This window comes from Streptomyces sp. NPDC002889, from assembly GCF_042888425.1.
Classification (GTDB): domain Bacteria; phylum Actinomycetota; class Actinomycetes; order Streptomycetales; family Streptomycetaceae; genus Streptomyces.
The window spans coordinates 268,550-289,018 of record NZ_JBIAPT010000009.1; the positions used below are offsets into that span (position 1 = coordinate 268,550).

The following is a 20,469-nucleotide window of genomic DNA, read 5'->3' on the forward strand; positions in this document are numbered from 1 at the left end:
TCATTCCAGCGGAGTCGTGTCGATCACAGGCTCGATCCCGTAACGCCGGCCGTATTCCTTCAGTTTGTCGATGACGCCGGGACCGGGTTCGCCGTCGAAATGGAAGTACGGGGTGCGACCGGATTGTATCGCGTACTCGAATGTCGCCTTGGCCTGGTTTCGAAGGGCACTTCCCATCTGCATCCCCTCCGGCTTCGACTGCGCGACGTACTCATCGCTGATCGCGTCGATCTCCCGCCCCTTCGGGTCGTTCTCGAACTTGACCCGGGACTCGCCGCCGAGGCGCTCGGCCAGGGCGTCGGCGGCGGGGTCCGGCTTGTTCACCTTGACCAGTTGTCCGAGCCCGCCGTTGTTCTCGTACGGCGCGAGGCCGAGGGGGTCGCTCCAGGTGTGGGGGTTGTGGACATAGGCGGACGGATTGGGGGCCGGGGCCAGGCCCAAGGGGTCGGGAGTCGTGTAGCGGGCGGTCTGAGGGTCGTAGTAGCGGTGGTGGTTGTAGTGGAGACCCGTCTCGGGGTCGTAGTACTGGCCCGGGAATCGCAGGGGTGTGTACGCGGAGGCGTCGGCGTTCCACGTGGTGGTGCCCCACAGCGTGGTGCGGCTGCGCCACGCTATGTCGCCCCGGTCGTCGACGAGTTCGGTGGGGGTGCCGATGAGATCGGTGGCGATGGCGAAGAACCGCGTGTCGATCTCGCGCTGCGTCGCACAGTCCGTGAGCCGTTCCGTCTGGGCGATGGGGGTGAGGCCCTGGTGGTCCCAGGTCAGTGTGACCAGATGCGGGGCCCCGGCGGGGGCGGTGGTCTGCTCCGCCAGGATCGTCCCGTCCCATGTGAAGTCGGTCCGCTCCAGGACGCTTTCGCCGTCGGGAGCCATACGCTCCTTGCGCGTACGGCGGCCCAGCGGGTCGTAGCGGTAGCGCCAGAGGGTGCCGTCGGGCGTGATGACCTCGGTGAGCCGGTCCTCCGCGTCGTAGGAGTAGCGCCAGGTGTCGGGCTTCTTGGAGAGTCTGGCCTTGGTACGCCGGATCAGACGCCCGGCGGCGTCGTGTTCGTAGCGGTAGGCACCGGCCCGCACGACGCGGGTGCCCGTGTACGCGCGATCGCCCCGGGCTTCGGAGCCGGCATGCCGATCGGGCCAGGCCGCCGTGGTCTGGTTGCCGCTCCGGTCGTAGGCGTACGATTCGGTCCAGCCGGCGGCCGTGACGGCGGTGACCCGGCCGACGGGGTCGAGATCGAAGCGGCGCCGCCCGCTCATCGCATCGTCGACGCCGATGAGGTGGCCGTCCTCGCGATAGGTGTAGCTCCGGCGGTTGAGGCTGCGCCCGCCGGCCGTGATCTCCTGCTCGGTGACGCGTCCCGACCCGTCCCGTACAGACGTGAGGGTGAGCGTCCCGCCGAACCGTCGGGCCAGTTCACGGCCCGACTCGTCGCGCGTGAAGTCCACTTCGCGGCCGTCGGCTGTCAGCCGTGCGGGGCGGCCCGCGGTGTCGTACGCGTATGAGGTCACCTGCCCGCCAGGCGTCATCCGCCGGGCGCGGCGGCCGGCCCCGTCGTACGCGTAGGTGATGGCCCGGCCGTCGACGAGTTCGGTCTTGACCCGGCCCTCACGGTCGTACTGGTAGATCAGTTCGCTGTCCGGACCCGCGGCCTGGACCAGCCGTCCGGCCGGATCGTAGGCGTACGTCGTGAGGTGACCGGCGGCGTCCTTGCTGGTCACCCGCCCGAGGACATCGCGCTCGTAGCGGACGGTCTCGCCGAGCGGGGTGATCCGGGCGGACACGCGCCCGACGGGGTCGACCTCGTAGCCGGTGGTGCGCTCGTCGAAGTCGGTCTCGCCGATCAGCCTGCCGGCACCGTCGTATGCGTACGACCAGCTCAGGCCCTGTGGATTGGTCACCCGCGCCAGCCGCAACTCGGTGTCGTGGACGAACTCGTAGCGGGCGCCGTCCGGGTCGGTGCGGGCCGTGAGCAGATCGAAATGCGTGTACTCGAAATGCGTGACGCGGCCCATGGGGTCGGTGTGGCTGGTGCAGTTGCCCTCGCCGTCGTGCGTCCAGGTCTCCCTCGCGCCGTCGGGTCCCGTACGGCACGCGAGCCTGCCTTCGAGGGTCCACCCGAAGCCGGTCACGGCACCGTCCGGCAGGACGAGTTCGGTGATACGGCCGAAGGCGTCCCTGCGGTACCGGGTGATCCCGCCGGCCGGATCCTCGCGCTCGACGAGCAGACCGGCCGCGTTGTGGCGCAGTCGCGTGACCGCCCCCAGGGCGTCGGTGACCGAGGCGAGGTGGCCGAGGGAGTCGTGGGTGTAGCGGGTGGTGCGACCGGCCGGATCGGTGACGGAGAGGCGGTTGCCCCGCTCGTCGAACTCCTGCTGCCAGCGCGCCCCGCCCTCCCGTGTCAGCTCGACGGGCAGCCCCAGGTCGCTGTACGCGGCACGCATCCCGCTGCCGTCGGCGCGGGTGACGGCAGTGAGCCGGCCGGCGTCGTCGTAGTCGAACACCGTGACAGCACCCAGCGGATCCGTGCGGGTCAGGATTCGGTTGCAGCGGTCGTGAGTGGTGCGGACGGTCGCTCCGGTGGGATCCGTCTCCGCGATCACTTGGAGGCGGCCGTTGACTGTGTAGCGCCAGACCCGACCGAGGGAGTCGGTGACGGAGGTGGTGCGCAGGCCCGTCTCGGGGTCCGGATCCGAGTAGCGGAACTCCGACCGCAGATGGCCCTCCGTGCCCGACTGGGTGACACAGCGGTCCTGCTCGTCGTAGACGAAGGTGAAGCGGGAGGCGTTGGTGTCGGTCCAGGCCGTGATCCGGCCCTCGGGGTCGTACTCGAACCGCAGGGGCATCCCGGAGGACCGGGTGACCTCGGTGAGATGGCCGTCCTGGTATCCGTAGCGGACCAGCTCGGTGCCGCCCGGGTCGCTGCGGGGGCTCCCGGTGGGACCGGACTCGATGTCGCTCAGCCGCAGGGAGGTGATCCGGCCGTCCTCGGTGGTGAACGTCAACCGGTATCCGCCGGAGTGGGTGAGCGCGAGCGGTGCTCCCCCTTCGTCGTAGTCGGCGGTGATCGTGTGGCCGCCCCGGTCCGCGAGCTCCGCCAGCGGGGCGATGCCGTTGCCACCCGGCTCGGCCCCGGGCGGGGCCAGGAAATGCCGGATGTGCCCCGTGTCCGGGTCGGTGAGCGTGTAGGTGCCGTCCGCGTGCCGCTCAAGCGGCCAGCGTGGGCCTGCCTCCGCGAGCACCGGCAAGCCGGGCGCGGGGTGGGGGAAGGCCAGCAGGAGATTGTCCTCGCCGTGGAAGACAACGCCCAGCGGATCGACCGTCAGCCGCTGGTCGATCGTGGAGGACCACGTGGGGCCGAACCAGCGGCCCGCGCGGTACGACGATTCGTAGTCCCGTCGGAACTCCAGCGGGAGCGAGCCCGGCAGGAACACATCGGTCTCCGCAAGCAGCATGCGCCCCGTCGCGAAGTCCACCGGCTCCCGGCCGCAGCACTTGTCCGGGAGCTTACGGCTGGCGTCCGCGACGTTGTCCGCCCTCCGGGCCGCGTTGGCCGCGTCGGAGAGTTCGTCGGCAAGGCGGACACCCTTGACGCCCGCTCCGGCGCCTCCGGTGGCGGCGGTCAGCAGCGCGTCGGGGACGAGCCGGCCGAAGCCCTCGGCCGGGTCCTTCATGAAGTCGTCGAGCATCTGCTTGCCCGCGCCCCACGGGTCGTTGGCGACCTGGACCAGTCCGGCGGCCATGTTGTTCAGGGCGAGGCCGTACTCCGCGGGGTGGGTGATGTTGTACAGGTCGGTGGGGTTGACGCTGCGTACGAACGTCAGCAGTCCGGCGGTGCCCTTGACGATGCCCGCGCCGAAGTGGGTGTTCATGACCTGCAGTTCGTTCAGGCCGTCCAGGGCCTGCTCCGCGTACGACGGCTTGGGCGGGGCCGCGTCCCGGGCCGCCGTCACCGCGCTGCGAGCCGTCTCGGCAGCCGCGTTGCGCTGCTTGCGGGCCTCGGCCAGGATCTGCTGGGCCTCCTCCATGCGGGCCTTGCCCGGGTCGGAGAATTCGCCCGGCTTCGCCGGCAGGGTGGACGGGTCGCGCTGGTCGGGTGGCTGCGCGTTGTACCGCTTCGCAGCCTCGTCGTAGGTGTCGACCCGCGACTTGTACGCGTCCCACGCCTCCTCGGACGCCTTGGTGCCCGCCTTCCACTTCTCGATCGCGGTCTGCGCCTGGCCTTGAGCCCACTCCACGGTCCCGGCGAACGCCTCCAGCGCCCCCGCCGCCTTCTCGCAGGCGTCGGCGCCCTTGAACCACTTCGGCGGCTCGATCTTCACCGTCGCCCGGAACGCGTCGGCCGCCTGTCCCTTGAGCGTGTCGGAGTCCAGGCCCTCGAGCCCCAGGCCGACATTGTTGAACGCCTTCTGGAAGTCCTTGAGATGGGAGGCCGTCGAGCGGATCTTCGAGGGGCTGCCGTAGACCAGCTTGGTCTTGTCCTCGGTCTGCCCGAGGTCCATCTCGTCGACCTCGGCGCCCATCCGGGTGGCCAGCGAACGGGACTGCTCGCGCACCCAGTCCGCGCCGGAGTCCCAGCCGACGTCCTCCATCCGGTCCGCGGTCCAGTTCCCGGCGTCCTCGACGCGGTTGCCGGCCCATTCGGTGGCGTCCTCGACCGCGTCCTCGACCACATCCGGAGTGATGTCACTGACGAAATCCCCGATGCCCATGGATCAGTTGCCCCCGTCGTCCTGGTGCTGTTGCCTGGCCCTCTCCTCGGGAGACGGACCGAATGTGTCGTCCACCGCCCGGTCGAAGTCGTCCTGGTCGACGCCGACGAGATCGTTCAGCATGCTCGTCTGGCGGCCGCCGTTGCCTTCCGTGAGCAGGGCCCGCCCGGTGTCCTTCCAGGTCTGCGCTGCCTCGTCCCCGGCCCGCTGGAACGACTCCGGGCTGTAGTCGGGGTTCAGGTAGTCCGGGGTGAACACATCTCCCCAGTTCTGCTGGACGATCTCGTCCTCGGAAGCGTGCGGATTGCCGACGGCGGCGTTCACGGCGATCTTGAACGTGCCCTGGACGTACTGGTCCTCCTCCCAGATCAGTCCGGCGGCCAGGCCCAGCTTCGCGGCGATGGTGTTGGCGTCCTTTATCAGGGCCCGCACCCCCCACTCCCAGCGCTCGCAGTAGTCCTCGAAGTCCACCGACAGACCGTGATGCCCGGCCTCCATGCCGGTCATCGACATGTCCGAGAACCCCTTGCCCAGCACCGAACCGGTGCCGGTGCCGACATCCCGCAACTCGGACACCGCGGCCCGCAAGCCTGCGGTGATCCGCCGGACGCTGTCCCTGTCGACCCCCAGGTCCTCCGCGCCGCCCCCCATCAGTCCCGCCTCCCTCGCGGTTCGCCGGCATCGACGGCGACCGCTTCGGGCACGATGCCCACCACCGGCGGGAACAGCATCGCCCCGTCCGGATCGGCGACATTGATGGCGACCCCTGCGGGCTCGTCCATCGCCGGGACGATCTCGTCGAGCAGCCGTGCCCCGCGCAGCGCGGCGTATTCCCACGACCGGCCGGTGGACGACCCGTCGCCGGTGTCCCGCGCCCGCGCGAACCGGACCAGCGCATCCTCGCTTGTGAACCCGCAGATCCAGCGCACCCCGCCGAGTTCAGCGGTCCACAACCCACCGGCATCGATAGGCACAAGCACCAGGGCGCGTCTCAACTCCCCTACCAGTGACCGTGGGTCACCGACTCCCGCCCGTTGCAGGGCAATTCGCTCCTCGAGCGCGGCCCCCGTGCCAGTGTCCATGCCGGAACCCCTCCCCGTTGCGACTGCACAGCCCGCGCCAGCACCCTAGGACACCGTTCAGGGAACTGGCCAGGGAATGAGGGGGATTGTGGCGGTGTAACGGCGGCCGGTACCGATCGGGAGAGGGTCCGATTCCAAGGGTCCGGATCTCAGTCCCATCCCACCGGCAGCGACTCCAGCCTGTTGACCAGCAGCCCCGTGTGCATCTTCACGTCCTCCACCGGTACCTCGAGTCGCAGCGACGGGAAGCGGCGGGCCAGTGCCGCGAGGGCGATCTGCAGCTCCGCACGGGCCAGCGGGGCGCCCAGGCAGTAGTGCGGCCCGTGACCGAACGCCAGATGCGGCGTGCCGCGCCGCGACGGGGTGAAGCGGTCCGGCTCCGGGAAGCGGGACGCGTCCCGGTTGGCCGAGCAGATCGCGCCGATCACCGCGCTGCCCGCCGGGACCTTCGTGCCCGCCAGCTCGATGTCGGCCGTCGTGACCCGCAGAGGGCCGCCGTCCCCGATCGGATTGACCCGCAGCAGCTCCTCGACGACAGCGGTCAGGGCCTCCTGGTCGGAGGGCACCAGGCCCAGCCCGCCGTCGTGCCGCAGCAGCGTGAACACCGAGGTGCCCAGCACGCCCACCGTCGTCTCATGGCCGGCGATCAGCAGCGTCATCGCCATGGTGATCAGCTCGTGCTCGGTCAGTGGGCCCTTCTCGTCACGAACCTCTACGAGCTCGCTCAGCAGATCGTCGCCCGGCGCCCGCCGTTTCTCGGCCACCAGCCCCTGCAGATAGCCGCCGAGTGCCAGCTTGTGCTCCAGCATCTCCTGCGGCGTGTGCGCGGTGAGCGAGAGGATCACGTCCGACCAGCCGCGGAACATCTCCCGGTCGGCGAACGGCACCCCCAGCAGCTCGCAGATCACGGCGACCGGAAACGGAAAGGCGAAGGCCTCGTTGAAGTCGGCCGGTCCGCCGCGCTCAGCCATCCGCCCGAGCAGTTCCTCGGCCAGCTCCTGGATCCGCGGGCGCATCAGCTCCACCCGGCGGGCGGTGAACGCGCCCGCGACGAGCGAGCGCAGCCGGGTGTGTTCCGGCGGGTCCATCGTGAACAGGCCGCCCGCGTCGAACGGCACGGCCGTCAGCTTCGGGGACTCGGGCAGCACCGTCGCCGCGCGGCTGCACCGGGCGTCGGAGAGCACCGTACGCACATCGTCGTACCGGCTCATGAGGTACGCGCGGTCGCCACTGGGCATCACGACCTCCGCCACCGGAGCATCGGCGCGCAACCGCGCGTACTCCTCGGGCAGATCGGTCGCCGAACGGCGAACGGGCGGATAACTGCGCACGGAGGAGTGGTGAGGCATGACCACACGGTCATACCCGCTGCTCGGGATGTGCTCGAGCGGGTGTTCAGAGCGACTCGGAGATGTATTGTCGGGCATCGCTGACGGCGGGGTTGGGGGAGGCCGAGTGCTGTGTGAGCCCTTGAACGTGATCAAGGTCGTTCTTGCCGAGGACATGCACATGGTGCGGGGTGCGTTAGTGGCCCTGCTCAACCTCGAACCGGACATCCGGATAGTCGCCGAGGTCGGCCGCGGACGGGACATCCTGCCCGCAGTGCTGCAGTTCGAGCCGCATGTGGCCGTGCTCGACATCGACCTTCCGGGTATCGACGGACTGGCCGCCGCGGCGGAGGTACATGCCAAGAAGCCGTCCTGCCGCACCCTGATTCTCACCGGTCTCGGCCGCCCCGGCAATCTGCGCCGGGCGCTGGAGGCACAGGTCTCGGGTTTCATCCTCAAGGACGCGCCGCCGAACCAGCTCGCCGACGCGATAAGACGGGTGTCCGCGGGGGAGCGGGTCATCGACCCCCAACTCGCCCTGGATGCCTGGGCGGCACGGGACAATCCGCTCACCGCCAGGGAGACGGAAGTGCTGCGGATGGCCGCGGACGGCGCCGAGGCCCCCGACATCGCGGGACGGCTGTATCTGACGGTGGGTACCGTACGGAACTATCTGACGACGGTCGTCACCAAACTCGGCGCACGCAACCGGGTGGACGCCATCCGGATCGCCCGGGAGCAGGGCTGGCTGTGACCGCGCTGCCGTGACGTTTCCCCGGCCGGATCACACGACGCTGCGCGGCGCATCCACCCCCTGCGCATCCACCGTGACGCGCGGCGGCCTGAGCATCCACCGGCTGTCGCGGCAGTCCAGCGGGACCTCCGCCCTCAGATGGAAGCAGCCGTCCTCGTGCACACCCGCGGTGAGTCTGCCGCCGATCGCACAGACCCGGGTGGACAGATTCCCGATGCCGCTGCCGTCATGGGAGGAAGGCCCGTCGGCATCGACGCCGTCGCCCACCCCGTCATTGACGACCGTGAGAACCACCGTGCCCTCGTTGCTCTCCCGGGCGGAGATACTGCAGCGCTGCACGCTGCTGTGCCGGAGCACATTGGTGATCCCCTCCCGCAGCACGGTCGCCAGTACGGTGCCGACCGCGTCGGGCACTTCGCTCAGCGCGCAGTCGACCTCGGCGTCGATACCCACGGCGCCGAACACCGAGCAGGCCGAGGCCATTTCGGTGGCGAACGACATGTGCCGGTAGCTGCGGGCCACCTGCCGGGTGTCGGCGAGCGCCTGGCGCGAGATGTCGAGCACCGTCGAGAGCTCCTCGCGCGCCCGGGCGGGGTGCTGGTCGACCAGCCGCAGGGTCAGCTCGCTGCGCAGGGTGATCGCCGAGAGGCTGTATCCGAGCAGATCGTGCAGATCACGGGCGAAGCGCAGCCGTTCCTGCTCCACGGCGAGCCGGGCGATCTCCTGCTGGGCGCTGCGCAGCCGCAGGACCATGTCGGTGAGCGCCGTCAGGCCGTAGACCACACTGGCGATCATCACGGTGGAGACGCCGACATAGGCGACGTCGAGCAGGGCCTTGCCGGTCCAGGCCGTGGTCAGGGCCATGGTGCTGAGTGCCGCCAGTGCCGCCGATATCCACGACCAGGGCGTGCGCAGCGTCAGGAGCAGCGATCCGGCCAGAAAGCCGGTCAGTCCCACCCACGCGGTCCCCAGCAGCAGGATCGGCGGGTAGGTCAGCCCCACCTGGACGGCCAGGATCGCGTACTGCCGTCCGCGCTCCAGCGGCACCCGCCGGGGCGCGGACAGCATGATCTGTGAGGTGAACATACCCACGAGGGCCGCCGCGCCGACGGCGAGCTGCAGCAAGTTCTGCTGCACTGCCATGAGATGGAGCGCCGCGGCGGCGAGCACACTGCCCAGTGCCACGAGCAGAATGGCGAGGGCGATCCGGGGTGCGAGCCCGGCATCGCCCGTGCCCCCCTGGGCGATCAGTGGTTCACGGTGGTCCGGGCCGAGCAAGTGCGGTGTTTCCTGGAAGCGTTCCACATCAGCCATGTGACCCCCCGATGCACTGCTGCTAAGCGTGGCTCGATCCTAGGGCAGCACCTCGGGGACGCCACTGTCATTAGTGGACAAACACTAGACGAACAGTGGTATCGGGTTGAGTTCCTCGTAGGGGACAGGGACACTGCGGCGGCCGAGACTCACCGGTACGTCATAGAGCCGTCCTTCGCCGAACCTGGCCCAGAAGTGCCGCATCCCGGGCACGATCACCTTCACTGCGGGCAATCCGAGATCCGGTCTGGTCTGGTCGAGGACCAGCAGCTCCATACCGCGCGCACGCAAAAGCCGTTCAGCGGCGTGGATGTCGTCGAGCAGGTCGGGTCGCAGGGTGTAGCGGTAGTCGTTGCGGTGTTTGGCGGGGACGGTCGGATCGGGCATCAGATAGGGCTGGTTGGCGACAGTACGGCGCTCGCACCAGTCGGTGAGGACGGGATCGCCCGCGGGTGCGCTCTCCAACACCGCGGGCAGCAGCTGGTTCATCTCGGTGAGCGACCTGCGCAGGGCGATCGCGGGATCGAAGTGGCAGCCGAAGCCGAACATGATGTCCTCCTGCGGCTTGTCGGTCCGCCGGGAGAGCGCCACCATCGCCGGAATGCCGAGGTCGGAGGTGAGGTCCACGACCCAGAACTCGCGTTTGAGCGCGGCGTACTGGGCCCGCATCTCGTCGATCCACGGATCGGGGAACGAGTCGACGTCGACCGCGGGCTGAGCGGTCCGGTTGTACCACCACAGCGCCACCGCGTCGCGTTCGACGAGCTCGAAGAAGCCCTGCAGGATGGCGTCCTCGAGACTGCTTCCCGCGGCGTTGCCGTTGGAGTCGGCGAGGGCGAAGCACGGTCCCTTCGCCGGCGGGGCGGAGAAGTACAGCATCCGCGTCGGCAGCAGCCGGTGCCTGCCCCAGGTGATCGACCAGACGGGCGTCCAGTCGATCGCGCGGTGTTCGTCGAACGGGTCGCAGACGTACTGGAACGGGGGCTGAACGGCGTTCCACCGCATGCGGTCCGTGTACTGGCGCTCGTGGTAGAGCTGGCACGCGTTGGGGTGGATCGCCCGGTCGCCCAGCTCGGCGAGGCTCGCCCGGATCCGCGGTTCGTCGCCGTGCAGGGTTGCGGAGTAACGCTCCACCGCCTCACACAGCGCGCCGACCTTGGCATCCAGCGCGGTGACACCCTTGCCGCCGCTCTGGCACCGCAGCCCCGTACGGAACGCGGCCAGCGAACCGTTGTCCAGCGCCGGATTCGGCCCCGAGTGGAACGAGTTGAGGAACTCGGGACCGCCGGGCGCCCGCTGCAGCCCCGTGACCACACCGGTGACCCGGCCCACCAGATGCTCGTAGCGTTCCAGCACCTGCTCCGACGTCAGCGCACGATGGCCGCTGCCGCTCAGTGACTTCTTGGGTCGGGAGGTGAGTGTGATCGGCTGCTCCACCTGGGTGCCGACAAGCCAGGGGTCTCCGCACTGCGGGCACTGCGGTCGCCTGGCGACCCGATGCGAACGGATGCCGAGCTCCAGAGTGTCCAGCACACGTACGGCCGATTGGTGCGCCCCGCGGTATCCGGCGATCCACTTTGCCGCCTCGATGGCGATCATCTGGAACGCCAGCGAGCGGCTCGCGGTGATCGAGGCGCGCGGCGGCGCGGGCGGCGCGGACAACCCCAGTGCCTGACCGACATGCTGCTCCGGCTGACGGTGAAGGCTCAGCCGGTGGGCCATGCAGTGCCAGCAGGGCCCCGTGCCCGGCTGGAACACCGGACCGATCCACGCTTCCACACCATGCGCCTTGGCCAGCATCCAGGGCCGTCCGCTGCGGCGCTGTTGTGCGTCGATGTCCTGGAGCTGAGGCAGAAGATAGTCGTCGCACAGGACGACCGTCAGACTCGTCGGATCACCACCGCCGGGGTCGCTGATCGCAACCCCGGCGGTGTGAAGGGCGTCCCGGGCGGCCGGCCCGCCGAGCGCGCTGAGGTCCACGAGACGGACCACGCCCTCGGACAGCGCCGATCTCGCACGCGCCGCGTCGAGACCTCCCGCCTCCCAGAACGCCGTGGCGTCCCGGTCGATCGGGTCGGCCTCGGGCGGTGACGAGCTGCCGGTGATCAGATTCGCCTGCTTCAGCTTCCCCAGGAGAATGCCGAGTTCTCGCGGCGACAGCACGCCTCGGGTGTCCCGCACGAGTGCGGCCACGTCCCTGCTGCCGTCCAGTAAGGGCGCAAGGACCGCAACGGCCTCGCCCTCGATCGCGGTCACACCCTGCTCGGACACCAGATAGGTCGCCTCACCCGGCACTACGGCCGTGGTGAGGTGCCGTCTGAATCCGATCCGCTGCCCCAGGGACTCCACAGGTCGCTCACACGCGCCCGGCGCCGGCGCCCTGCGCGGCGGGCGCGGGAACGAGATCCTGGCGGGTCGTGCAGAAGCAGGGCTGCACTCCGTGAACGGTAAAACCGTCGCCCACGTCCGCCGTGCTGAGATTGGTGATCGTCACTTCTGTGTCGGTGTCCGCCGGCAGTGCGGGGATCACGCTCCCGGGCGCGACCGGAATGCCGAATTCGGCGAGAACATTGCGGGGCTCCAGCGCGTAACGCAGGGCGAGTTCGGGCTGCAGATAGCTTCGCGCGACGAGTTCCGCGAATCGCCAGTCATGCTCCACAGAGCTCGTGCAGACCTCTTGAACTGCGGTTCCGCTGGACGCGTAACCAGACATCTTCGTGCTCCCATCGTCATCTGAACGGTGCCGGGAAAGGCGGTGGCCTGTGCGGATGTTCGGCTGCGCATACGAGAGCAGTTTGTGTCGCGTGACTGGAATCGAACAGTGGGGGCATCACCTCCCTGGATGTGAAGATGTCATAGGCCCGTTCCAGGTGATCTCCATATCAGGGTCATGAACTCCTCACTGTTCTCACGGATGTCCTGCATGGCAGCCTGCCTGGACCGGCTTCTCACCGACGAGAAGCGGTTCTACGGGGTGAGGTATCAAGGACATGCCGAACAGGGGGCGCAGAGTGCGCGTGGAGGTCCTGGGAACTCTGCGCGGCGAGGCCGCGGGAGTCGGCGTACTTCCCAGCGCCTCCAAACCACGGCAGATCCTGGCGCTGCTGGCGCTCAACGCGCAGCACATCGTGCCCGTCCCGGTCCTGATGGAAGAGCTCTGGGGCGCCGGCCCGCCGCGCAGCGCACCCACCACGCTGCAGACGTACATCCTGCAGCTGCGCCGCAGACTGCGCTCCGCGATCCCCGGCATCACCGGAGTGTGGGACAAGAACGTGCTGGTGACCCGGCACGGCGGCTATCTGCTGGACGTGGAGCCGGCCGATGTCGACGCGCTCGAGTTCGACCGCCTCGCGGCTGCCGGACACACCGCGTTCGAACTCGGCGACATGGCCCAGGCATCGGGGAACCTCACCGCGGCCCTCGGGCTGTGGCGCGGGCCCGCGCTCGCCGACGTACCGCACGGACGTCACCTCGGTATCGAGGTGACGCGCCTCGAGGAGAGCAGGCTCGGCGCACTGGAGCGGCGCATCTGCGCGGACCTGCGGCTCGGCCGGCACCGCGAGGTGATCGCGGAACTGTGCGCGCTGTGCGAACGCCACCCGCTGCACGAGGGGCTGCGCTCCCTGCAGATGCTCGCCTACTGCGCCGACGGGCGGTCGTCCGACGCACTGATCGCCTACAAGCGACTTCGCGAAACCCTGGTCGAGGAGCTGGGACTTGAACCCTCTCCCCGGACCCAGCGGCTTCACCGGGCCATCCTCCGGGGCGAGGAAGCCATTGACGCGTGGAGCGGCAGCGGGCGACCGGACGGCGTGGACGGCGTACTCACGGGCTGACGTCGTCCCAGCTCATCCGCTCCATCTCGCTCCAGCTCCGGTCGAGCGGCCTTCCAGCGGTGGTCGTGAGGATCGGGGCCCGCGTAGTCCAGAACCGTGCGGTGTGAGGAGGGGGCGTGAACCAGTATCTCGCGGTGTCGCCCGGCGTTCCGGGGTTGCCCGAGCCCGCGCTCAGGCTGTTGTGCTTCCATCACGCGGGCGCCGGCGCCCTCACGTTCGCGCGCTGGAGACCCCGCTTCCCGTCGGAGATACAGGTGCTTCCGGTACGGCTGCCGGGGCGGGAGACGCGACTGCGCGAGCCGCGGATCACCGACGCGGTCGAGCTCATCGCCGAACTCGACGCTCATCTGGGCCCGTTGCTCGACATCCCGCACGCCTTCTACGGGCACAGCCTCGGCGCGCTGGTCGCCTACCGGTTCGCCCTGCACCGCGCACGCGCCGGGCACCGGCCGCCCCGATTCGTCGGCGTCGGCGCCTGCGCACCGCCCCATCTGCCCGCCCCGCTCGTCGAGCAGGCCGACCTGCCCGACGACCAACTGCTCACAGCGCTCGCCAAGTACGGCACCCTGCCGTCGTATCTCTTCGAGCGGCCCAAGTGGCTGGGAATCCTGCTCTCCACCATGCGTGACGACCTGCGGCTGGCGCGGAGCCTGCGCGCACAGCCGGGCGATCCGATGCCCGTCCCGCTGCAGGCCTTCGCCGGAACCGAGGACAAGGTCGCAACCGTCCAGGCCGTCGGCGGCTGGAGCCGGTACACCAGTGCCGGCTTCGAGTTGCGCACTGTCCCCGGCGGTCACTTCTTCGTCCGTGACGCGGAACTGCCCACCCTGCTCGCGGCACAACTGCGGCGCGTCGCCACACCCCGTCCCATCGCCAGAGCCTGAACGTCTCGAAGGGAGTAGCGGATATGGACATCAGCGTGCTGGGGCCCTGCCGGGTCGTCCAGTCGGGGGTTTCTGTCGTCCCCACTGCAGTCAAACCACGCAAGGTCCTCGCCCTGCTCGCCATGCACCCGGACCAAGTGGTCTCGGTGGGCTCACTGGTGGAGGAGCTGTGGGGCGAAGCACCGCCGCGCAGCGTCCAGACCACCCTGCAGACCTACATACTTCAGCTGCGCAACCTCATCGCCACGGCTCTCGGCGCCGACCGCAGGCCCGAGTTGCCCAACGGGGCCAAGAGCATCCTGGTCACCGAGTCCGGCGGGTACCTCCTCGACACCCAGGGCGGGGTGGTCGACGTCTGCGAGTACGAACGCCTCGCCGGCTCCGGACACCGCGCCCTGGAGAGCGGCAACTGCACCCTCGCATCGGACTCCTTCCGCAGAGCCCTCGCACTGTGGCGGGGGCCCGCGCTCGTCGACGTCCAGTGCGGACCCCTGCTGGAGATCGAGGCGACCCGGCTCGAGGAGTCCCGCCTCAGCATCCTCAACCAGCGCATCGAGGCCGATCTGCGGCTCGGCCGCCACCACGAGCTGGTGGGCGAACTGTCCGGACTCGCCGCGCAGCACCCGATGCACGAGGACACTCAGGGCCAGCTGATGCTGGCGCTGTACCGGTCCGGGCGCCGGGGCAACGCCCTCGAGGTGTACCAGCGGCTGCGCAGCGTGCTCTCGCAGGAACTGGGTCTCGACCCCTCGCCGCGGCTGCAGCATCTGCAGCGCGCGATGCTGGAGTCCGCGTCCGAGCTGGAGATCCAGCCCATCCCGGCCCGCGCGGGAGTGGGTGCGGGCGCGGGTGTGGAACGGTCGTTACGACTGCGCTGACGCGCCCCGCCCGCGCGTCGGTGTACCCGCGCGGCGGGGGCGCCCCGGCGCTGGGGTGGGGTGACGGGTCTTCCGGTGCTAGAGGCCGTAGCCGCCGGCTGCCTCGATGTTCTGCGCGGTGATCCAGCGGCTCTCTTCGGACAGGAGCGTGGCGATCACCATGCCGATGTCGTCGGGTTCCCCGACCCGGCCGAGCGCGGTCTTCGCCGCGATCGCCGGGATGACCTCGGGGAACCGCTCGAATGCGTTGTCGGAGATCCGGGTGCGGGTCGCACCCGGTGCGACGGCGTTGACGCGGATGCCCCGCTTGCTGAACTCCTTGGCCATGTAGCGGGTCAGCACGATCAGACCGCCCTTCATCGACGCGTAGGCCGAGTAGCCCTCCTCCATACCGGAAACCAGCGCGGAGTTGCTGGTCGTGTTGACGATGGCCCCACCATCCGCCATCAGGGGCAGCAGCTTCTGCGTCAGGAAGTACGGCCCCTTGAGCAGGACCCGCATGAGCTTGTCGAACAGTTCCTCGGTCGTGTCCTCGAACATCGACATCTGTCCGAAACCGGCGTTGTTGACCAGGTAGTCGAAGGTGTCGCGCTGCCAGGTGTCACGAAGCGCGTCGACGACGGAATCGCGAAAGGCCGGGAAGTCGCCGCTCCGGCCGACGTCCAGTGGCAGCGCGACGGCCGTGCCCCCCTCTTTCTCGATCGCCGCGACCGTGTCCAGGGCGCCTTGCCGATTGGCACTGTAGGTCAGGATGACTCCCACGCCCCGCTGTGCGATCTGTACGGCTGCGCTCTGCCCGATACCGGAGCTGGCGCCGGTGACGATGGCGACCTTCATGATGTGCCTCCTGTGCATTAGTGGAGATCTGAAGCTCCATGAGGGAATGTGACTCATTCATGGAAGCACTCTGAACTGCACAGATAAAAGAATGATCCTCTCTCTGTCTTGCACAATCCTGCTCTATGGAGGATTGGCGGCGCTGGCCTTGCGCGCTCCCCGGGTGCCTCGTTCAAGTCAAGCTCGTGGACGAGTTCCGTCGGCGTCGAGGACCGCAAGGGTCATGGCGCTGATCGCGCGAAGGGCCAGCGTCTCGTCCTGGGCGAGCGCGTGCACGCGTACCGTGCCGGGCACTGCCTCGCCGGCGGGCTGTTGCGACCTGCTAGGGCAGGACGGCCGCGGCGGTGCGCACCGAGCGGTGCAGGCGGGCGGCGTCCTGGCTGGGTGGCGCGCCGAACTGGCGGCGGTATTCCCGGCTGAACTGGGAGGGGCTGTCGTAGCCGACACGCTGACCGACACCGGTGATGTCGTTGAGATGGGTGGCCAGCAGCAGTCGGGCCTCCTGCAGCCGGATCTGCTTCTGGAACTGGATGGGGCTCATCGCGGTCACCGCCTGGAAGTTGCGGTAGAAGGCGGAGACGCTCATGCCGGACAGCTGCGCCACGTCCTCGACCCGGAACGGCTGCGCGTAGTGCTCGCGGATCCACCGCACCGCCCGCGCGATGTGGCTGAGGCTGCTGTCGGCGAGGCCGAGCTGGCGCACGATGCCGCCCTGCTCGCCGGTGATCAGCCGCCACAGGATCTCGCGTTTGACCAGCGGGGCGAGCACCGTCCGGTCGCGGGGCTCATCGAGCAGGCGCAGCAGCCGGACCACGGCGTCGAGCAGCGGATCCGGAGCGTCGCTGACGGCGATGCCCGGCAGCGCGCTCCCGCTGGCGCGGGGGGCTTCTCCCGGCCCGGCCTGCAGCAGCAGCTCGGCGACAGCGGACGGTTCCAGCGTGAGCCCGAACCCCAGGGCCGGGTTCTCCGGGCCGGCGTCGGTGAAGTGGCCGGTGACCGGCAGGTCGACCGACGCGACGAGGTACTGCCCTGCGCGGTACTCGTAGACCCGCTCGCCCAGCGCGAGGCGTTTCGTGCCCTGGGCGACGACCGCCAGCACCGTGCCGGACATCGACGGCGACGGCGGGTCCGACCGTTCGACTTTCGAGATGAGCACACCGTCGATGGCGGTGGTCCAGTCGGGCCGCGCGTGCCGGGCCAGCAAGGTGCGGAGCTCATCGAGGTGCATGCCTCAATTGCAGCACACAGCCGGTGTCGCCGGCTCCCGCATGGGAGAGGATCGTGCAAGAGTCCGCGAGTATTGCTCGATCGTTTTCGCAGGTCACAGCGATGAATGGGATCAATGGATTCCCGCGGAGCAGGAATCTGACTCCCGATCCAGGACCGCACATCCGCATTCCGTCGTCCGAAGACGAGGACAGCCGTGATCGCCGACCACGGATTCGACGCCACCTTGGCCGCCAAGCCCGGAATGGGCGACATCCGGTCACCGGGCCGCCCGCTCGGTCACGCCACCGGGTCCGCCCAGGTGAGCACCGCGTTCTCGCAGGCGCCCGCGCCGACGCCTATGACCCCCCGGGAGACGTCGTCGGACGTCTCGCTGCCGGGCACGAAACGTGCCCAGCAGCCGCCGGGGCGGTCGCCGAAGAGCATCGGGGACAGTACGGGGGCGACCAGTGCGCTACGGGTGCCGGTGCCGTCGGTGAGTTCGATGGGGCACAGGGCGGGCTCCACGTACTCCTGGACAACGCTGTCGCCGCTGGTGAGGGCAGCGGTGACAGCGTGCTGCCAGTCCGTGGGGTCGGTGTGCCGACCGACGAGGGCTTCGCCTCCCGTCGTCCCGATGGCCTTCTTGAGGACGAACCGCTCCCGGTGGGTGCGCAGCAGCACGTCCAGCTCGTGCTCCGTGCCGCGCCAGTCCGTCCGGCCCGGCAACGTGATGCGGGTCCAGGGCAGATGCCGGTCGGCGAGACGTCGTTCGGCGCGCGTCATCCAGGGGCGGCCTTCGGAGACGAGCGCGAGAGCCTTCCTGTTGGCGAGCAGGCCGCTGCTCTGCGGCGGAAGCAGCAGCAGTCCCGCACGCTGTGCGTCGTACACCGGCCGCAGACTCAGGCCCCGCTCGTCCCAGTCGGCGGGGGAGAAGTTGCGCAGCCCCAGCGGATAGCGCAGCCGGCCGGGCCGGCCCAGCGCCTCGGGGAGCTCGTCCGGCTCGAGGAAGTCGGCGGTGAACCCCCGGCGGCGGAACTGCTCCAGGTCCCCCTCCTTCCACCGGGTGCCGGCTTCGTCCCGCGGATCGCCGGGACTGCCGATGACGGCGACCGCCCGGGGCAGACGGCGGCTCGCGCACACGTCCTCGAAGGCCCGTACCCGGGTGGCGAGCGGATCGTGCCCGAAGAACAAACCGGGATGGGTGCGCTCCCACACGGCGGCAAGACCGTGCGCCGCGTTCGGCCCGTCGAACGTGCCGCTGACGTCGAACCCCAGTAGCTGCGGCCCGCCTTCGCCGATCACCAAGTCCGGGCGGGCCATCATCGCGCAGAACGCCGTCTCGGTGTTGTCCTGGCCCGACAGCAGCGGATAGTCGGCGAACTCCGCGCCCAGCGCCTCCGCACGGGCGGGCCAGCCGCCGCCGAGCGCCAGAACCGCGCGGCGCACCAGGGCGAGCAGCGTACGGGCGATGTCGAACAGCTCGTCGTAGGACTGCCGCGGCAGCACGAACGGCTGCGCGGGTCGCCACGGTCCCGGCAGGGACACATCGAGTCCCGCGAGCTCCAGGCGCAGCAGATCACCGACCTCGGCCGCTGTCGCGGTGCGCAGGGCCGAAGGCTCGCTCCGTCCCTCCTCGAGGAACCACGGGTCCACCGCACGGGCCGGCCGTGCGGGCGCGCCCGCCCCCGTCACGGCCGCCGTCCCTGCCGCAAGGAGGGGCGACCAGTCTGTTGGGCTGTCCGGGTGAGGTTCATCTCCGGCTGACTCCTGACTCTGCAGACGTGGTGGCGGCCCGTTGGACGGCAGTGGCTCACGACCACGAGCGGCGCAGTGCCCGGACGTACCGGACATGGCAGTGAGGAACCGCGAACTGCGGGGCGGCACACGCGGATCGCGTCCGACACGGAGCAACAGCGGGCCCTGCACGTGCCGAAACCGCCCGTCCCCCGCGGCGCGGAGCGGGTGCTGGGAACCTCTGGCTCCACCGGCGCCGACGGCTCCGGCACGCGGGGCAGGATGCACGGCCGGCGATGCCGAGACGGCCGACGGCGAACAGAGGGCTCCGCCCCCCGGCGTGGAACACGGCGGCGCCCACCGCCTGTGACCCACGCATGGAGGCGCTCCTGTCGAACGATGCGCACAGCCGCTGAACACTAGCCGTGCGCTCTCGAGAACAACTGGAGCCGCTCACGGTCCTGGACGGCACGAGCGGTAGTCGAGGGCGCTGGTATTTCCATTGAGGGCCGCAGGAAAGCTAGTCGGACGGTCTCGAGAGCGGCTGGAGGCCGTCCGCCTGCCATCGGTTCCCCGCCCCGCACCGCCCCGCCGACTTTCCCCGTGCCGCGAGGAGACAGCTCGATGAGCCATCCGTCCATACCTGTCCTGGAGTCGTTCACCCGTACCTGGCCCAACCTCGAAGCCGCCCACGAGCGGGCGATGCGATCGGCGACGGCCCTGCTGAGCGGCCGCGACGAGCTGCTGGCCGCACTGACCCGCATCGCCACCTACAGCAGCGCGCGCGACGAACTGCTGCGCTCGGTCGGTGCCTTGACCGGGGCACCCTGGGAAATGGCGCGCAACTGCCCGCCCCAGCTGTCCCGGCTCTGCGTCTTCCTGCCGTCGAACAACGTCCTTTACTCGTATGCCCTGTTCGCACTGATCCCCGCGCTCTACTGCGACGAGGTGATCATCCGGCCCTCGTCGCGCGTCCGGGACACCGCGTACGCCGTGCACAAGCAGATCAGCAGGCGGATCGACCCGGACATCGCCCGGCGGATCAAGATGGTCGATGTCTCACAGCGGCAGTTCACACCGGTGTGCTCCGACTCCGACGCGGTCGTCTTCACCGGCCGGCCGTCCCACGCGTACGGCGTGATGAACGCCGTCGGCGACCGGCCGCTGTTCCTCGTCATGGGGTCCGGCCCCAACCCGCTCGTCATCGGCCCCCGCACCGACCCGACTGCCGCCTGCCGGGCCATCCTGCGCGCCCGGCTCTACAACTCCGGCCAGGACCGCCTGTGTCCCGACATCATCTTCGTCCACCGGCTGCGCCTCGACGCCGTTGTCGAGCAGCTGCGCGCCGAGCTGTCCGTCCTCACCGTCGGCGCGCGCAGCTGGCCCGACACCGTGCTGACCCCGCTGGTCCACGAGGACGCGGCCGAAGGCGCCGCCGCGTTCCTGGCCGAGAACGCCGACCATGTCGTCAGCGGCGGCGAGGTGGACGTGGACCGGCGACTGGTCGAGCCGTCGCTGCTGGTCCTCCCCGAGGGCGCAGGCTTCCACCCGCCCGAACTGTTCTCACCGGCCTTCTGCATCGTGCCGTACGAGGCTCCGGAGATGCTGCGCGAGTGGGCCCGCAGCCCCGAGGAGCTCGAACGCGGAATGTACGTCTGTGTACTCGGCGAGCCCCGGCTGACCGGCGAGACCCTCGGGACCGGCGTGATCATCCGCAACGCCACCGCTCTGGACGCGGAGAACGGCAACCAGCCCTTCGGCGGCTACGGGGTGCACGCCAGCAGCATCCGGCGTGAAGGGAGGCTGATCGGCCGGCCCCTGCTGCTGTCAGCGGAGGCGGGGCTGCGCCGGTCCGTCATCACCGGTCCACTGCGGTGAGCGTCGCCCTCCGAGGACACCGGGACGG

Annotated in this window: 15 protein-coding genes; 5 read left to right on the forward strand and 10 right to left on the reverse strand. The window is 69.7% G+C overall.

Going from position 1 to position 20,469, the window contains the following annotated elements; translation table 11 throughout:
- The 4 genes from ACFYWI_RS16125 to ACFYWI_RS16140 all read right to left on the reverse strand — a co-directional run bounded on the left by ACFYWI_RS16125 (position 1) and on the right by ACFYWI_RS16140 (position 7,138).
- A complete protein-coding gene (locus ACFYWI_RS16125; protein WP_389231614.1) occupies positions 1–4,707 on the reverse strand; it encodes a putative T7SS-secreted protein in 4,707 nt (1,568 codons plus the stop codon).
- 3 nt (positions 4,708–4,710) lie between these two features.
- Positions 4,711–5,361, reverse strand: a complete 651-nt coding sequence (locus tag ACFYWI_RS16130; protein ID WP_389231794.1) for a hypothetical protein — start codon at positions 5,359–5,361, stop codon at positions 4,711–4,713.
- Positions 5,358–5,789: an SseB family protein gene (locus tag ACFYWI_RS16135; protein WP_389231617.1), complete on the reverse strand. Its 432-nt coding sequence runs from the start codon at positions 5,787–5,789 to the stop codon at positions 5,358–5,360. The genes ACFYWI_RS16130 and ACFYWI_RS16135 overlap by 4 nt, the downstream gene beginning before the upstream one ends.
- Before the next feature lie 149 nt (positions 5,790–5,938).
- Entirely contained in the window at positions 5,939–7,138 is a 1,200-nt protein-coding gene (locus ACFYWI_RS16140; RefSeq protein ID WP_389231620.1) for a cytochrome P450, read from the reverse strand.
- 127 nt (positions 7,139–7,265) lie between these two features.
- Here ACFYWI_RS16140 and ACFYWI_RS16145 point away from each other — a divergent pair, with 127 nt between their 5' ends.
- Entirely contained in the window at positions 7,266–7,871 is a 606-nt protein-coding gene (locus ACFYWI_RS16145; protein ID WP_389231797.1) for a DNA-binding response regulator, read from the forward strand.
- Between the two features lie 30 nt (positions 7,872–7,901).
- Here ACFYWI_RS16145 and ACFYWI_RS16150 read toward each other — a convergent pair whose 3' ends face one another.
- From ACFYWI_RS16150 to ACFYWI_RS16160, 3 genes are all read right to left on the reverse strand, one after another.
- Positions 7,902–9,185: a sensor histidine kinase gene (locus tag ACFYWI_RS16150; RefSeq protein ID WP_389231623.1), complete on the reverse strand. Its 1,284-nt coding sequence runs from the start codon at positions 9,183–9,185 to the stop codon at positions 7,902–7,904.
- A gap of 84 nt (positions 9,186–9,269) precedes the next feature.
- A complete protein-coding gene (locus ACFYWI_RS16155; RefSeq protein WP_389231626.1) occupies positions 9,270–11,534 on the reverse strand; it encodes a TOMM precursor leader peptide-binding protein in 2,265 nt (754 codons plus the stop codon).
- A gap of 7 nt (positions 11,535–11,541) precedes the next feature.
- Positions 11,542–11,898, reverse strand: a complete 357-nt coding sequence (locus ACFYWI_RS16160) for a hypothetical protein (RefSeq protein WP_389231629.1) — start codon at positions 11,896–11,898, stop codon at positions 11,542–11,544.
- A gap of 298 nt (positions 11,899–12,196) precedes the next feature.
- On the opposite strand from ACFYWI_RS16160, the gene ACFYWI_RS16165 reads away from it, so the two are divergent.
- The 3 genes from ACFYWI_RS16165 to ACFYWI_RS16175 all read left to right on the forward strand — a co-directional run bounded on the left by ACFYWI_RS16165 (position 12,197) and on the right by ACFYWI_RS16175 (position 14,783).
- Positions 12,197–13,021 (forward strand): BTAD domain-containing putative transcriptional regulator, encoded by an 825-nt coding sequence (locus ACFYWI_RS16165; RefSeq protein ID WP_389231800.1) that lies wholly within the window; start codon positions 12,197–12,199, stop codon positions 13,019–13,021.
- Between the two features lie 116 nt (positions 13,022–13,137).
- Positions 13,138–13,905, forward strand: a complete 768-nt coding sequence (locus ACFYWI_RS16170) for a thioesterase II family protein (RefSeq protein ID WP_389231632.1) — start codon at positions 13,138–13,140, stop codon at positions 13,903–13,905.
- A 23-nt stretch (positions 13,906–13,928) separates the two neighbouring features.
- Positions 13,929–14,783, forward strand: coding sequence for a BTAD domain-containing putative transcriptional regulator (locus ACFYWI_RS16175; protein WP_389231635.1), 855 nt, complete (start codon positions 13,929–13,931; stop codon positions 14,781–14,783).
- A gap of 78 nt (positions 14,784–14,861) precedes the next feature.
- Here ACFYWI_RS16175 and ACFYWI_RS16180 read toward each other — a convergent pair whose 3' ends face one another.
- From ACFYWI_RS16180 to ACFYWI_RS16190, 3 genes are all read right to left on the reverse strand, one after another.
- Positions 14,862–15,620, reverse strand: coding sequence for an SDR family NAD(P)-dependent oxidoreductase (locus ACFYWI_RS16180; protein WP_389231638.1), 759 nt, complete (start codon positions 15,618–15,620; stop codon positions 14,862–14,864).
- A gap of 322 nt (positions 15,621–15,942) precedes the next feature.
- Positions 15,943–16,848, reverse strand: coding sequence for an AraC family transcriptional regulator N-terminal domain-containing protein (locus ACFYWI_RS16185; RefSeq protein ID WP_389231641.1), 906 nt, complete (start codon positions 16,846–16,848; stop codon positions 15,943–15,945).
- A 278-nt stretch (positions 16,849–17,126) separates the two neighbouring features.
- The gene (locus ACFYWI_RS16190; protein ID WP_389231644.1) at positions 17,127–18,521 is read right to left on the reverse strand and encodes a hypothetical protein; all 1,395 of its coding nucleotides are present in this window, start codon (positions 18,519–18,521) and stop codon (positions 17,127–17,129) included.
- Between the two features lie 666 nt (positions 18,522–19,187).
- Here ACFYWI_RS16190 and ACFYWI_RS16195 point away from each other — a divergent pair.
- Positions 19,188–20,441 carry an aldehyde dehydrogenase family protein gene (locus ACFYWI_RS16195; protein WP_389231647.1) on the forward strand — a complete coding sequence of 418 codons (1,254 nt, stop codon included), beginning with the start codon at positions 19,188–19,190 and terminating at the stop codon, positions 20,439–20,441.
- Positions 20,442–20,469 lie beyond the last annotated feature (28 nt).